The following is a 15,435-nucleotide window of genomic DNA, read 5'->3' on the forward strand; positions in this document are numbered from 1 at the left end:
ATGATGTTTGAAAAACTAGAAAACAATACTCTCTTTCTTTTATATAATTTATTTATCAACATTTCACACACTATAGAACTACAGGAATTATCTCAATAACAGCTTATCCATTTATTCAAATCAGCTTAACTCACATGTGTACTTACAATAAATTCGGTCATATCAACATACATTTTCTTTAACGAAGGCTCATCTAAATAGGGCGCATGACCTGTATCATACAAATAAAAACTTATATTCTCATGCAATTTGGGTGAGATAGGCAAATGATCCATATCATACTTTGCAGTAAAATAGGGAGTTGCTAAATCATAAATACCACTAATTACCATTACTTTCATTGCAGGAACTTCTTTCATAATAAATGCAAGAGTTGGCAACACATTTAATGATTTTTTACTCCACCTCCAACTGGAAAACGGATCACTAGAAGCTAATTTATAATTTTGTTTAAAATAAAACTTTAATGTTTTTTCTAAATAATTATTAATTTGAGCAGCATACGCATAATAAATTGCTGATGAACTTGGATCATGATGACCTTGTAAAGGCACCTTATCCATTGACGAGCCACTGAAACGAGCATCTAAACGACCAATGACTTCATCTCTATCGTTTAACAACTTTTTAGAAAATTCCTCGTCATTCAAACGCAAATCAGCCTTAATCCAATCATCAGTAGAAATACCTGTAAACTGATAAAGTTGTGCAGCGATATTTTTTTTATCATTTTTTGATAAGTTAATGCCTTTCTGCAAAGCCTTAGCATAAGGACCTAATGCAAACTGCTCCACATTACTCAAAAAAATCTTTTGATCTTCATGTTTTCCTGGCAACATATTATGATACCAGGCGATAGCGGCATAAGTAGGTAATGTAAGATAATAAGGATAATCTATACCTGGACTTAAAAGAGAAGTATCAATATTAGTATAATAATTCATCACTGGCGATATAAGAATAATACCATTAACACCTACACCGTTTATACCAAGATCTTCAGCCAATAGTACAGAACGTACTGTACCATAGCTTTCGCCCAATAAATATTTCGGTGAATTCCAGCGTTGATGATCGGTTAAAAATTGAATTATAAATTGTGAAAACGCATGAGAATCACCATGAGAACCGTAAACGTTTATTGCACTATCTCTATTTTCTTTTTCTCTTTCAATTTTAACGTTAGATGTACTAAAAAAATTACCGTAGCCTGTACCTGGGGCATCAATAAAAACCAGATCACTAGAATCAAGAAGGCTATATTCATTATTGATCATCTGATACGGTGGAAGCTTTGTTGTCTGGGGCGAAGGGGGTACAACACGCTTAGGTCCTAATCCTCCTATATGTAGATGAGTAGAAGATGAACCAGGGCCACCACCATAAACAAACGTTATAGGGCGTTTTTCACTCTCGTTTTTTTTGAAATACGCAATATAAAAAATACGCGTTACTGGGTCAGCACCATCATCGATGTACAACTCTAACATACCTGTTTCAGCCTGATAATTAATATTTTTCTTACCAATAACAACTGAGCCTTCTGTTATATTTACATTCCGATTTGATGTTACATGAACAGGTGTTAACTCCTTCTCTTTTTGATCATTTGCCAATACTGGTATCTTTAACCAAAGAAAAACAATACATAAAACAATCAAGATCCTTTTCAAATCAATTAATCTTTTTAAAATATACATTAATAATAATATCCATAAAAAATAACAAAAATTAAACACAAGTTCTTTAAAAAATCAACATATAATATAGATAGCAGATCATGTAAAGGATCTTTTAATTATAGTTTAATATTAATTCGATGCAGGATAGTTAGGGCTTTCGCGTGTGATTATTACATCATGTGGATGAGACTCTTTTAATCCGGCCCAAGATATACGTACAAAAACTGCCTTATCCTGAAACTCTTTTATACTACCTGCCCCAACATAACCCATAGATGCCTTAAGACCACCTGCCAACTGATGAAGAACAGAAGAAACTGGCCCCTTATAAGGAACCTGCCCTTCTACTCCTTCTGGAACTAACTTTAATGCATCTGTAATCTCATCTTGAAAATATCGCCCTGCCGAGCCACGTGACATAGCCGCAACAGAACCCATTCCTCGATAAGCCTTAAAGGAACGACCTTGATATAAAAAAACTTCTCCTGGACTTTCATCGGTCCCAGCCAACAATGAACCAATCATAACAGCTTCAGCACCTGCAGCAATTGCTTTAGCAATATCGCCAGAAAACTTGATACCCCCATCAGCAATGACAGGAACAGATGAACGTTGAGCAATCTCAACAGCAGACATAATTGCTGCAAGCTGAGGAACTCCGGCACCTGTTACAATTCTTGTTGTACAAATCGATCCAGGCCCAATACCAACCTTAACTATATCAGCACCAGAATCAATAAGCGCAGCTGTCCCTTCAGCAGTTGCAACATTACCAGCCATCACTAGCATAGAACTGAATTTTTTCTTAATCTCTTGTACAGTCTCAAGAATTTTTTGTGAATGGCCATGAGCAGTATCTATAACAACAAGATCTACTCCTGCATCAACGAGAAGTTCTATTCGCTCATTTGCATCTTTACCTACTGAAACAGCAGCAGCAGTCCGAAGACGTCCTTCATTGTCTTTAGTTGCATTTGGATTAAGTTTCGACTTTTCTATATCTTTAACAGTAATCAAACCGATACAACAGCCATAATCATCTACAACCAAAAGTTTTTCAATACGATGATGATGAAGCAAACTTTTAGCTTCCTGGAGAGAAACGCTCTTTTTAACAGTGATAAGCTTTTGAGTCATCAACTCTCCAACTTTCTGGGAAATATCAGATGCAAATCGTACATCTCTATTAGTGAGGATCCCCACCAAACGCCCAGCCTTGACGTAAGAAGGATGAGACGAATTATCCTCAACAACTGGAATACCAGATATACTATGCTTTTTCATCAAATCTAGTGCTTGAGCTAAGGATGAATTTGGAGAAATCGTTACTGGATTAACAACCATACCACTTTCAAATTTTTTAACCTGACGAACTTGTTCAGCCTGTTCAAAAGGAGATAAATTTCGATGTATAACTCCTAGGCCACCAGCCTGCGCCATAGCTATAGAAAGACGAGAATCTGTTACTTTATCCATGGCAGCTGATATAATAGGAAGGTTAAGTTCAAAACCTTCAGCGATCTTTGTAGTAATATTAATATGTGCTGGCAAAACTTCAGAATATCCTGGCAGTAACAAAACATCATCAAACGTTAAAGCTTCACGACCTGTTGACGTTTCGATAATTTTTGCCATAACCTTACTCCCAATGATAAGCTCTTCTGTGCAGCTGAAATAATTTCAAATAAAACACTAAAACAGCAATTTTTTAAGACTGATAAAGTCTTAAATAAAAGATTTTACTTATTTCTTACTAACTTGATGCATATGATTATCTAAAATTTTCTGCCAATGCCCAGGATGCCTTGGAGATTGTCTCTTTATATATTTATACTCAGTCTTTAACCACAATAATATATCATCGTGCATATTATCAAGTATAAAATCACCCCTATCTGTCCTTACAACAAGAACAGCATGGGCCTGAGTGTCTGGCTTTAACACAACGGTAATCAGCAAATCTGAAACAGGAAACCCTTTTTCTAAAAGTTTTTTTCTCTTTATAAGAACAAAGTCTTCACAATCAGCAGCCGTAACAGGATATTCCCACTTTTCTTCAACTCCATATATCTCTTGATCTGTTAACGACTTATAAGAAACATTCACTAGATGGTTAATAGAATTAAGTACTTTCCATCTTTTATCAGTTAATTTAAATCTACCTTTATCTCCACCAACATATTGACACTCCTTAAAATATTTTTTGCAGAATTCATAATGACCTATAGGCTGAGAAGTTGGGCCTGAAATCAGCATTTTCGATTTTTCTTGAGCATTAATCGAAGGAATATACAATAACAAGGAAAACATAGCACTTATTGCTAATAGACTTTTTTCCTTCATATACTCTCCAAAATCTTTTTAGAAGAGTAATAACAAACTTTTTTATTACTTCAAAAAAATAAAAATTTTTATAAGAATATACTTAAATCTGGGTAAGAGTGTCTCTTACGGAGATTTAAATAAAGTATAATATCTATCTAAAAAAATTAATATTTTTGAAAAAGTCAAAGTTAAACTAATTAACACATTCTCGAAAATATTTTTATATAAAAAAATTATAAAATAGGTATTATAGATCTCATCTTTATCATAAAGAAAATTTCTCATAACTTTAATAAAAGCAAAAATGATTTAACATCTCTTTTGGCTGAACTTCAGAAAATGCTATAGCAACCCCTTCGGGAGAAGAACGAACAACACGCGCAGATATGCCATTAAACTGTACGATCGAATTAAGTTGTAGTGTCAATTCTGTCTTTAAAAAAACTCCAGATAATGATATATTAACAACTTGACAAGGATAAGACTTTTTATTTTCCAAAATTAATGTTGCATCACTTTTACGTGGAAATATACGCTCATGCTGTCGATGATCTTGCAATTTTAACTCGTCTTTATTGGCTAACCAAACTAGCTTCGATGCTAATTTTTGTCGATCTTTGTCAAGAGCTCGAATTGTTGCCACAAAAGCATTCTTAGTATCATCAACTTTTATGATGTTACCTTCTATACGACCAATCTTTTCGACAAAAATAATAACAAAGTCTGTCAGCTTCATAAAAACATTACAAGAAAAACAAATATCTCCTGGAGATATCTCATGAACAAAACACTGATGCTCACTATTATCAATCAATAGAAGCACAGCGTTCAATTGAACGCCAACCCGTTGAAATGCTCGTTGATCAAGAAATTGTGGATTGCGGAAATTGTAAGACATCATGGATCATAATCTCTGATAAATTTCTAATAGAGATATCAGTATAACTGATATCTTTTAACAGATTGTTTTTTAAACAACCATACAGTTTAAATATCAATACTCTTTTTTATCTCCATTAAAAACTTTAAAGTGCAACATTTTTTTACGATAATAACCAAACCAAGAATCCTCCACAGAAGACGAAGTATAAAAATCAAAAGCCTTCTCTTCTAAAGAAGAGTTTTCTATTTTTGTGTCATCTATTATTGTAAAATGATTGATTTTCAGAATTTCAATTGGAGACGCAATATAGCGGAATTCCTTACCATCTATACTCAAACAGCCAAGAATTCTATCACAACCTACATCCCCAGAACACAACGGCATGAGCACAACCTCGACTTCTAGTAATTGCTTGTATATTGTCTGACTCGATGCATAAATAATAAGTGATTTCAGTTTTTTCATCACATCTTGAGCTAACATCTCACTCTTTTTTTTAAAGACATTGTCCCAAATTTCAGAGAAAAATTTTCCATTCAACTCATTTTCAAATATCATACAAATTTCAGTGCCTGCTAACCGAAAGTGAAATTTAGAATCAATAATCTCAAGAATAAATAAGTTGGATAAAAAATGACTTATTGGTGCTAGCTTAATCAGCTTCTGCAAGAGAACGCTCTCATCTCCACGCAATTTATTCCAATAATCAAAGACCTTTTTACTCGTTTTTAAACGCATTATTAATCTTATCCTAAATTAAAACAGCACAATGATTTAAAAATAAGATTCAGCTAAAAATAAACAACCAATGCACATATTAATAACTTATACTAAATTCATTAATATCTGTATATTCAAAATTAATAGAAACAATAGAAAAACAATCTTCTATGCACTAATCCCCTAGAAATAAAAATTCATTATACAAAATATGCATATTACCCAGTTAACCATAAAACCTATTGATTGTTACCATAAACAATCTTTGGATCAAACAGCCGTACCGAATCAAACACTCTTTTTTTTATCTTGTGTCCGTCCAAATACACAATAGAATAAAAACATGATCGACGACCTGTATGACAAGCAGCCTGCCACTTAGGTAAATATACCTTAAGCTGCACACAGTCTTGATCACAATCAATAAGAATCTCCTCAACTCTTTGAAAATGACCGGAAACTTCTCCCTTTTTCCAAATTCTATTACGAGAACGACTAAAATAATGAGCGATACCGGTTTCAAGAGTAAGAGACAAAGCTTGCTCATTCATATGAGCAACCATTAAAAGATCACCATCTTTAACATCTGTTATAACCGCTGTAATTAAACCATTCTCATCAAAACGTGGTTTGAATGTATCTTCATCTTGCAGAGCTTCTTTATCTGAAGAAAGAAAATGGCTCATAATTTCTACCTATTCATAAATCATAAACATTTCATCTGTCATAACCAACCATTTTCATAAAACGACTCTGATTTTCAGATATATTAGAAAATACACCCGTAAAAGAAGTGGTAATGGTTTTAACATTTACTGTTCGAATCCCACGCATGGACATGCACATATGCTCACCTTCAACAAGAATAGCAACACCTCGAGAATGCAGAACTTTCTCCATACCATTAGCAATCTGGGCGGTTATTTTTTCTTGTGTTTGCAATCGATGCGCATAAAGATTTACAATACGAACAATTTTTGACAAGCCAATAACACGTTTTTCAGGGAAATATGCTATATGTGCTTTACCAATAATTGGCACGATATGGTGCTCACAATGTGAAAAAAATGGAATGTCCTTTAATAAGACAATATCATTATAACCACCAACCTCTTCAAAAGAAGAAGCCGCCATATTATCAATACTTTTATTGTAACCATCAAAGAGTTCGGCATATGATTTGACAACGCGGGCAGGTGTATCTTTAAGCCCTTCACGTTCTGGGTCATCCCCTATCCACCTAATAATTGTTTTTACAGCTTCCTCTACTTCTTTTAAAGTGGGCTTTACAGGTTTCAAATCAGAATAAGACAATATCTTCCATCCGTATTTTAGTTATCCAAACTCGCCATAAGCCTTAATCAATGAACTCCCTTTGGCTGAGAAACCAAACTCATACAATATATATATAATATTTACGATTACCATAAAAAATGCATTACTATATATATAAATTATTACACACCTTACAACGCCAAGGCACAACAACAAATATTGTATATTTATTTTTTATAAGGAGTCTTGTATTATTCTTCAAATTTTAACAGATTTTCTGAATTCTTTAAGGCATAAGACAATTATGAATTTCATAAAAAATCTTCCTTGTTCCCTTTATATAGAATATACTTTTTCTAAAATAAAGTTCACCTTGAACAAAAAAAGGAGTGATATCTTTGTCCAAAAAAGATAATTATCGAAACCGCAATTGGATTGGACACTTTCCTAAAACACCTGGTCGATTGATTGGCATGGGACTAATTCGAATCTACCAACTCACATTTTCTAATTTGATAGGAAACTCTTGTCGACATCTACCAACCTGTTCAGAATACGCATACGAGGCGATTGCACGTTATGGATTATGGATTGGCGGATGGTTAAGCTTATTTCGAATATTGAAATGTGGACCTTTTGGATCTCATGGGTTTTGCCCAGTACCACAAAACATTCAAAAACCAATACAATGGAGAATGCTCCTGTGTGGCAGAAAAAAGAAATAATCTCTTAAATCTATGATAAACAGTACCATTCATAAAGATTTACAAAGCAATGGAAAAGAAGTCATATCCTCTCATCAAGCAAGAATTATGGGCTTTACGTCAACACTGGATTGATATTCTGGAAACAGAACGTCGTTTATCCCGATTAACTGTAGAAGCATATGAACGAGATACACGCCAGTTTCTTATCTTTATGACATCTTATACAGAAGCTCCTATAGGAAAAAAAACGATATGCGAATTACATCCATCTGCCCTGCGTGCTTTTATTTCTTCCCGTCGTCATGAGGGAATTACAGCGAATTCTTTAAGACGCACTCTTTCTGCCATCAGATCTTTTATTAAATATCTTGAAAAAGAAATTCATCTTAACTCGGCAAAAATTCTTGCAATTCAATCACCTAGAAAACAAAAATCTCTTCCAAAAGCTCTAAACGAAATACAAACATTAAAGCTATTTCATGAAAAAATAAATATCCATAAAGAATCCTGGATGAATGCTCGTGACTTAGCCATTTTATATCTTCTTTATGGCTGTGGATTGCGTATCTCTGAAGCACTTGCACTTACACCAGAAGATATACATAATAACGAGGAATCTTTACGTATTCATGGTAAAGGAAAAAAACAAGACTAGTGCCTTTTTTATTTCCTGCGAAACAGGCTACTATACAATACTGCAAGATTTATCCTTTTCCTCTTGTACCTAAAGCTCCTATTTTCCGTGGTTTACATGGGAAACCTTTGAATCCAGGAGTATTCCAACGTACTATACGAGACCTCCGGAGAAGATTAGGGTTACCAGAAACTACGACTCCTCATACTTTTCGCCATTCGTTTGCCACCCATTTGCTTTCTAAAGGCGCGGACCTACGCTCCATTCAAGAACTTTTAGGACATTCCAATTTATCAACTACCCAAGTTTATACAGATATTGAAAGTACAAATCTTTTGAAGATATATGATCGCTCTCATCCACGTTCATCAGAAAATATTAAAAATTTCATTTTAAACTCTAAAAAATGAACGATTCTCAAAATTATAGATGTATTCAAAAAATTGGAAAAACAATTCTTTCCTGCTCATAACCTAAAGCTTAACCTTGGGATGGATTACTAATGAATGTTTTTCATCTCTTTTCTTTAAAAGGAAGCATTGATGCGCTTTACTATTGCAATTTTAAGCACAGTCTTTCTGGTTAACAAGAGTGTTGCTGAAGAAAGAAAAGAATACCAGAATAATAACAAATCATCCTCTATAACCTTCCAAAAAGAAAGAAACAGTGCCCTCAGAAAAATTGCAAATGCTATTCCCAATAGTAAAGGTATATTCTGGATGATTACCAAAGAAAATGTTGCTCCATCCTATCTACTTGGGACACTCCATCTTACAGATCCACGCCTACATCTATCTCCAAAGATACAATCTATTTACAACAAAATGCAAACTATTGTTGTTGAATCTGCTGATATCAGTGACACAAAAGCTATTCTTGCTTTGATAAAAAGTAATCCAGATTTAGTGATATTTACAGATAAAAAAACAATAAACGATTTTTTATCTTCTGAAATGTTGAAGATTTTAGAAAAAAATCTTAATCAACGAGGATTGAATTTAAAATCTACAAACCACTTAAAACCATGGATATTAAAAAGCATCGTTACTACTCCTGCTCATGATTTTATTGCCCAATCTCATGGTATTGATTTTTTTGATAAAAAACTTGCACTTGAAGCACTTAGCGCTAGGAAAAAATTACAAGGTCTAGAAACCTTAAAAGAACAGCTTTCTCTTGTAGCATCTATTCCTCTTCAAACCCACATAGATCTACTCATTGACGCTTTAAAGACAAGTGATAACACTGATACCCTGACAGAAGAGATTATAAATCTTTATCTGCAAGGAGACATTGGAATGATCATTGCTAAAATTGAAGCTTCAATTCCTAAGGATAGCCCTACAGAAAAAAATTACAAAATATTTGAAGAAAAAATTCTTGTGGAACGAAATCAGCTAATGCTAGAAAAATCTCTTCCTATATTAAATAATGGTAACGCATTTATAGCTATCGGCGCATTGCATTTGCCTAAATCACAAGGATTTATTGAACTTTTGCGTCAAAAAGGATTCTCTGTAACCAGGATACAATAATAAAACCTTCTCTTAATCAAGAAAAACTCTTAATAATTTTAAGTCTAAAAATATCCTATAGTCTGTACAAGAAGTAGCAACAATACCTTTATTTAAATCATTACCAATAAAAATACCTGGCCTCTTTGAGAGTATAATATTAATGTTATCTCAATAGATGAGAATATACATCACACTTACCTAGACCAAACACAACCTAGATTGCCAAAAATCCATCTTTATCTATTTATCATGTTGATAAAGCATACTTCACATAATGATTCTAAAAAAACTAAAAACAAGGAAAAGGTCAAGAGTATTGCATGACAAAAAGAGACTGGATATTGAGATTAAAATCATTATATATTATATTTTAACTATTTTTCTTGATCTCGTACCCATAAAAAGAAATATTTTCTTCTTAGACAAGATTTTTTTGAAAAATAAAAGCTGACGGAAGGTTGTTAATTTTTAAGCATGGATATATTTAATGCACTATTAAGCAAGCCTTCTTGCAAATATATTGAAAATAAATGATCTTATTAAAAGAAAGTATTCTGAAAAACTATGGCTTTTAAAATTGCAGTTGTCGGAGCAACAGGAAATGTTGGTAGAGAAATCCTCAATATTCTTGCTGAGCGAAATTTCCCAGCTCGAGAAGTTGTTCCCTTAGCATCAAGGCGTTCAATTGGCTTAGAACTTTCTTATGGACAAAAAACTATCAAGGTTCGCAATCTTGAAGATTATGATTTTTCTGATACTGATATTTGTCTTATGTCAGCAGGAAATGAATTATCAAAAAAGATCTCTCCTAAAATAGGAGCTACTGGCTGTATTGTGATTGATAACTCCTCAGCCTGGCGCTATGACATCAATATTCCACTCATTGTACCAGAAGTAAACCCTGAAGCCATATATCTCTATTCTAATAGAAATATTATCGCAAATCCTAATTGTTCAACCATTCAACTCGTTGTTGGTTTAAAACCACTCCACGATTTTGCATCTATAAAGCGTATTGTTGTTTCAACATATCAATCAGTCTCTGGCGCAGGAAAAGAGGCTATGGATGAGTTATTTACTCAAACACGAGCTGTCTTTGTAGCCGATCCGGTAGAAAAAGAAAATTCACGAAGCGTATTGCTTTCAATATTATTCCACACATTGATCTTTTTATGGAAGATGGATCAACTAAAGAAGAATGGAAGCTGCTTGTCGAAACAAAAAAATACTTGATCCAAAAATCAAAGTCACTGCTACTGCTGTACGTGTTCCTGTATTTATTGGGCACGCAGAAGCAGTAAATATAGAGTTTGAAGAAAGTATTACAGCTGAACAAGCACGCGATATTTTAAGTAAAGCCCCTGGTTGTTTAGTTTTAGATAAACACGAAGATGGAGGATATATAACACCTTATGAGTGTGTTGGTGAAGATGTTGTATATATTTCACGCATCAGGGAAGATGAAACTCTCGAAAATTGTCTTAACTTATGGCTTGTTTCTGATAACTTGCGTAAAGGAGCAGCATTAAATACCGTTCAAATTGCTGAGCTTTTGGTGGAACGTAATCTTGTAAAAAATTCTCATTAAATTATCCTTATCAAAAGGAGCATGATCAATGCTTTTTAAAAATCCTAAGTTATTAATAATAAGTTCTATAATTGCAGTAGTTTTACCTGAATTAGCCTTAGCCTGTGGAAATACAAGCGATGGATTCAAAAAATGGTTATCAAACGCTCATACCGATGCAATAAATAAAGGAATAGATCAAGAAATCCTTAACAAAATATTCCCCACTATCTCTTATAATTTAGCGACGATCAATGCCGACCGCAATCAATCAAGTTTGAAGCTTTCCTTTGATGATTTCTTACAAAAACGTGGAGTTAATAACATTGTTAACAAAGGAAAAGTACTTAAAAAAAAGTATGCCAATCTTTTTAAATCTATCAAAGAAATTTATGGAGTTCCTGCTGGTCCTTTACTCGCAATCTGGGGTATGGAAACTGCCTTTGGTACTTCCATCGGCAAACAGCACACACTTTCTGCCTTAGCAACGTTAGCGTATGATTGTCGTCGCTCCGCTTTTTTCACCGAACAATTTAATATTGCCTTGGAACTCATTGCAGAAGGGAAAATGGACCCAAACTCTCGAGGTGCTCTTCACGGAGAAATTGGACAATTTCAATTTCTTCCAAGCAACTTAAAAAAATTTGGTGTAGACGGCAATAATGATAATGTGGTTGATATTATCAACTCTAAAGCAGATGCTTTTGCTTCAACCGCTAATTTCTTTAAAAAGAATGGCTGGCAACCTGGGGTAGGATATCAACCAGATGAACCAAATTTTAAAGCTATTAAATCGTGGAATGCGTCAACTGTGTACCAAAAAGCAATAGCCTATGCGGCTGCCAAAATCGATGAAATCAAATTAAAAAAAGTATATTAGTCATAATATGTTTTCAATACATTGAATGACTCAATTTTTCTTTAAAGAAACAACCACTATCGTTTTGATGAAAGAGAAAAAGTAAGAACACTAACACGTGAAGCTCCTGCTTTTTTAAGAACATTAGTTGCAGCAGTCACTGTTGTACCAGTTGTATAAACATCATCGACAAGAACTATTTTCTTCCCTGCCACTAACTTTTCTAATCCTTTAACCAGAATAAAGGCATTACGCAAATTTTCCTCTCTGGATTTTAAAGATAATCCAACTTGTGTTCGAGTAGAATGGATACGTATAAGGGTTCCAAAAAGGGCAGGTTTATTACTATATAAAGCAATTAAACGCGCCAACTCAGCAGATTGATTATATTTCCTCTCTATTAAACGTAATCGATGTAAAGGTACAGCTATAATCAAATCACTATCAATAATTAATGTATGACCAACACGTAGCATCCAAGACGCCATCATGGGAGCAAGATCAATACGGTCATAATATTTCAAAAGATGAACAAGATCACGAGCTACTCCTTCATGAAGGGCTACTGAGCGTAATTTATAAAATGCTGGAGGATTGGTTATTACCTGAATATTGAGGGCACCCTTACCATGATTATATGCAAAAGGAGTTCCCATAATTGGACACATTGGAGAAGATATAAAACAAACACCTGCCCAGCACTTTGCACACAAACAACGGCGACGATCTACAATAATTTTACAAATAGGACAAAGATGGGGATAAAGAAAATTCAGAAAAGTCCGAGAAAAATCCTGAACCAATAATTTTCCTTGATTTAAATAATATAAAAGAGCTTTTTGTCCTTTTAAAAAAGACATATTAAAATTAATGTTTCTATTCAAAAATTATTCTTTTACTTGATTGGATTGATTTCTTTACATCAACACTATTATAGAAAACAGGTTAGCATATTTACCCTTTCTGACTATAAAAACCCTACATTTTATTGTCCATTTTCTTAATATTGCTGTCTTGGATAGTGTTCTATATTACACTTCTTAAATGATAGTCTGGGAAATCAATATTCAGTATAAAGCCAAAAATAACAGAAATATTATTTCTACACTTTTTATAAAATAATTGACAAGATATCTGAGAGACCTTTAGAATCTTTTGCATGCCCAGGTGGCGGAATTGGTAGACGCGCAGGTTTCAGGTACCTGTACTGCAAGGTTTGGAGGTTCGAGTCCTCTTCTGGGCACCAAAATATTGATAAAAAATTTTCATCATTGAAATGAATAAAATTTTTCAAGATATCTTAATCTCTCACAGGTTTTTATTCAGAAAATTTCTGACACAGATAATTTTTATAATTTGCTCCAGATAATTCTGATCTATTGCATTAAAAGCATCAAGTTTATCGCTATCAATGTCCAAAACCAACTTCGTTTCTCCTTTATATACGAGAGGAACAACTATTTCAGATTTTGATAAACTGCTACAAGCAATATGCCCAGGAAATTGATTAACATCTGGAACCAGAATTGTTTTTTGATTACTTGCCGCTTGACCGCAAACACCACTGCCAAATGGAATACGCACACAAGCCAATAGCCCCTGAAATGGCCCAAGTATCAAAGTTTGAGGTTCTATCACGCGATAAAAACCAACCCAATGAAATTCAAAGGCTTGTTTCAAAATTGCGGTTACATTGGCTAGATTAGCGATTAGGTCATATGATTCGCTGATGACAACTTTAATCTGCGGAATAATAATCTTATAAGTTTCTTCTTTTCTCGCATTTTTTGGCAACTCAAGTTGTTCAGCCATTTACATCTCCAAGATGAGATAAAATATCAATACCACCATGTTTTGAACTCAAAACCAATCTATCTCTTCCTTCTAAAATCATAATCTTTTAATAATAACTCCTAAGAACAATATATCCCTGGAACACAAAACCTTTATAACTCAAAGCTTCTTTTTCGTTGAACGGTTTTATAATTACTTTTCTAATAAGAGTTTTGCCATTTTTTTTTCAGATAAGAAACAACAGCTTGGGTTTGCGGTTCACGTAAAAAAAGATGCCTAAATAACATACATCCTTTTACTTCTGGAAGCTCTTCGTTTAAAAGCAATTGTCTTTCAATTTCAGGAACACCCTCCTTAATTGTCCAATCTGGCTGTGTAGAACTCGCCACTCCTACTTTATAAAGAGCCATCCCTACATACAGTTTAGTCTTATCAGTTTTCTTGACAACATCAGACCACCATCTTAAAACTACATCATATCGAGCTTTTTTATATGCAAAGGTTGAATAAATCTGAGGGGTTATGGTATCAATGATCCCTTCAAAAACCCATTGACGTGTATCTGCATAACTATCATCATAATTTGTTGAAAGAACTTGCGTGTCTGAACCGGAGGGGTCTTTGTCTTTATTTCTCCATACAATTGCTGGACTGATTCCAAACTGCACATGCGGCTTAATGATTTTTATCTTTTGAGAAATCTCTTTAATAAGCTGATACGTGTTGTGCCTTCTCCAGCTTTCCTTACTAAGGCCTACACCATATTTTTCATATGTACTTTGATCATCAAGTGCAAATCCATCTGATTCATAATAGAAATAATCATCAAATTGAATCCCGTCAATATTATAACGACGCACTATTTCTTCTATAATATCAACAAGCCACTTTCTCACTTCAGGAAGACCTGGATCTAAAACAAATCGATTGTATGATGTTTTTATCCACTCATGATGCTGTGTAAAAACACTTGGACATGAACTATGGGATAATCTCATGAATTCATCTATTGTAGATTGATTTGTATCCATAGATACCCTATATGGGTTTAACCAAGCATATACTGATATATTACGGGCATGCGCTGCTTCCAACACATAGGCTAAAGGATCAAATCCTGGTTCATTTCCCAACGTACCTGTCAAATAGCGAGACCAAGGTAATATATCAGAATGGTATAAAACCTCTGCAGATGGCTTAACTTGAAGTACAATTGTATTCATATGCATATCTTGAATTTCATCAAGAATGCGTATCATTTCTTGTTTTTGGACTCTTACACGCTCATGCTTATTTTCAATGGATAAAGAAAATTCTGATGGCCAATCAAGATTTAAAACATGCGCTACCCAGCTTGCTCTTAGTTCTTTTACTTGTCTAACATTTTTTTTAATAATCTTATAATAAGAATTCATAAATGATTTCCATACACTTAAAATCTTATACGAATTTTAATCAAAACCAATGCTGAA

The 15,435-nt window shown here is 33.8% G+C and carries 15 protein-coding genes, 1 tRNA gene and 1 pseudogene; 7 read left to right on the forward strand and 10 right to left on the reverse strand.

The window, feature by feature from the left end; all coding sequences use genetic code 11:
* Nucleotides 1–125: 125 nt before the first annotated feature.
* The 7 genes from B488_RS05035 to folE all read right to left on the reverse strand — a co-directional run bounded on the left by B488_RS05035 (nucleotide 126) and on the right by folE (nucleotide 6,924).
* Nucleotides 126–1,616 carry a S10 family peptidase gene (locus B488_RS05035; protein ID WP_187287611.1) on the reverse strand — a complete coding sequence of 497 codons (1,491 nt, stop codon included), beginning with the start codon at nucleotides 1,614–1,616 and terminating at the stop codon, nucleotides 126–128.
* Between the two features lie 195 nt (nucleotides 1,617–1,811).
* Nucleotides 1,812–3,317: an IMP dehydrogenase gene (guaB, locus tag B488_RS05040; protein WP_015273455.1), complete on the reverse strand. Its 1,506-nt coding sequence runs from the start codon at nucleotides 3,315–3,317 to the stop codon at nucleotides 1,812–1,814.
* Between the two features lie 108 nt (nucleotides 3,318–3,425).
* Nucleotides 3,426–4,025 (reverse strand): transglutaminase-like cysteine peptidase, encoded by a 600-nt coding sequence (locus tag B488_RS05045; protein ID WP_015273456.1) that lies wholly within the window; start codon nucleotides 4,023–4,025, stop codon nucleotides 3,426–3,428.
* A 271-nt stretch (nucleotides 4,026–4,296) separates the two neighbouring features.
* Nucleotides 4,297–4,908, reverse strand: a complete 612-nt coding sequence (locus B488_RS05050) for a PilZ domain-containing protein (protein WP_015273457.1) — start codon at nucleotides 4,906–4,908, stop codon at nucleotides 4,297–4,299.
* Between the two features lie 93 nt (nucleotides 4,909–5,001).
* Nucleotides 5,002–5,628 carry a PAS domain-containing protein gene (locus B488_RS05055; RefSeq protein ID WP_015273458.1) on the reverse strand — a complete coding sequence of 209 codons (627 nt, stop codon included), beginning with the start codon at nucleotides 5,626–5,628 and terminating at the stop codon, nucleotides 5,002–5,004.
* Nucleotides 5,629–5,849: 221 nt separating this feature from the next.
* A complete protein-coding gene (gene hisI, locus B488_RS05060) occupies nucleotides 5,850–6,296 on the reverse strand; it encodes a phosphoribosyl-AMP cyclohydrolase (RefSeq protein WP_015273459.1) in 447 nt (148 codons plus the stop codon).
* 31 nt (nucleotides 6,297–6,327) lie between these two features.
* Nucleotides 6,328–6,924, reverse strand: a complete 597-nt coding sequence (folE, locus tag B488_RS05065; RefSeq protein ID WP_015273460.1) for a GTP cyclohydrolase I FolE — start codon at nucleotides 6,922–6,924, stop codon at nucleotides 6,328–6,330.
* A 359-nt stretch (nucleotides 6,925–7,283) separates the two neighbouring features.
* Here folE and yidD point away from each other — a divergent pair, with 359 nt between their 5' ends.
* From yidD to B488_RS05090, 6 genes and pseudogenes are all read left to right on the forward strand, one after another.
* Entirely contained in the window at nucleotides 7,284–7,610 is a 327-nt protein-coding gene (gene yidD, locus B488_RS05070) for a membrane protein insertion efficiency factor YidD (RefSeq protein WP_051012125.1), read from the forward strand.
* Nucleotides 7,611–7,659: 49 nt separating this feature from the next.
* A complete protein-coding gene (locus B488_RS07475; RefSeq protein ID WP_341871661.1) occupies nucleotides 7,660–8,247 on the forward strand; it encodes a site-specific integrase in 588 nt (195 codons plus the stop codon).
* On the forward strand, nucleotides 8,247–8,636 hold the full coding sequence (locus tag B488_RS07480) for a tyrosine-type recombinase/integrase (protein ID WP_341871662.1): 390 nt from the start codon (nucleotides 8,247–8,249) through the stop codon (nucleotides 8,634–8,636). The genes B488_RS07475 and B488_RS07480 overlap by 1 nt, the downstream gene beginning before the upstream one ends.
* Before the next feature lie 132 nt (nucleotides 8,637–8,768).
* On the forward strand, nucleotides 8,769–9,761 hold the full coding sequence (locus tag B488_RS05080) for a TraB/GumN family protein (protein ID WP_015273464.1): 993 nt from the start codon (nucleotides 8,769–8,771) through the stop codon (nucleotides 9,759–9,761).
* Nucleotides 9,762–10,307: 546 nt separating this feature from the next.
* Nucleotides 10,308–11,331 (forward strand): annotated as a pseudogene (locus B488_RS05085) (aspartate-semialdehyde dehydrogenase).
* Between the two features lie 28 nt (nucleotides 11,332–11,359).
* Nucleotides 11,360–12,190 carry a lytic murein transglycosylase gene (locus B488_RS05090; RefSeq protein ID WP_015273466.1) on the forward strand — a complete coding sequence of 277 codons (831 nt, stop codon included), beginning with the start codon at nucleotides 11,360–11,362 and terminating at the stop codon, nucleotides 12,188–12,190.
* Nucleotides 12,191–12,246: 56 nt separating this feature from the next.
* Here B488_RS05090 and B488_RS05095 read toward each other — a convergent pair whose 3' ends face one another.
* The gene (locus B488_RS05095; protein WP_041770759.1) at nucleotides 12,247–13,029 is read right to left on the reverse strand and encodes a ComF family protein; all 783 of its coding nucleotides are present in this window, start codon (nucleotides 13,027–13,029) and stop codon (nucleotides 12,247–12,249) included.
* A gap of 301 nt (nucleotides 13,030–13,330) precedes the next feature.
* Here B488_RS05095 and B488_RS05100 point away from each other — a divergent pair.
* Nucleotides 13,331–13,415: transfer RNA gene (locus tag B488_RS05100), tRNA-Leu, on the forward strand.
* A 62-nt stretch (nucleotides 13,416–13,477) separates the two neighbouring features.
* On the opposite strand, the gene B488_RS05105 is transcribed toward B488_RS05100, so the two are convergent.
* Together B488_RS05105 and B488_RS05110 are read right to left on the reverse strand one after the other, a co-directional pair.
* A complete protein-coding gene (locus tag B488_RS05105; RefSeq protein ID WP_015273468.1) occupies nucleotides 13,478–13,981 on the reverse strand; it encodes a GAF domain-containing protein in 504 nt (167 codons plus the stop codon).
* A 182-nt stretch (nucleotides 13,982–14,163) separates the two neighbouring features.
* Nucleotides 14,164–15,378 (reverse strand): glycoside hydrolase family 10-like protein, encoded by a 1,215-nt coding sequence (locus B488_RS05110; RefSeq protein WP_015273469.1) that lies wholly within the window; start codon nucleotides 15,376–15,378, stop codon nucleotides 14,164–14,166.
* Between the last annotated feature and the right edge of the window lie 57 nt (nucleotides 15,379–15,435).

Origin of the sequence: Liberibacter crescens BT-1, assembly GCF_000325745.1 — a bacterium.
GTDB classification, from domain to species: Bacteria; Pseudomonadota; Alphaproteobacteria; order Rhizobiales; family Rhizobiaceae; genus Liberibacter; species Liberibacter crescens.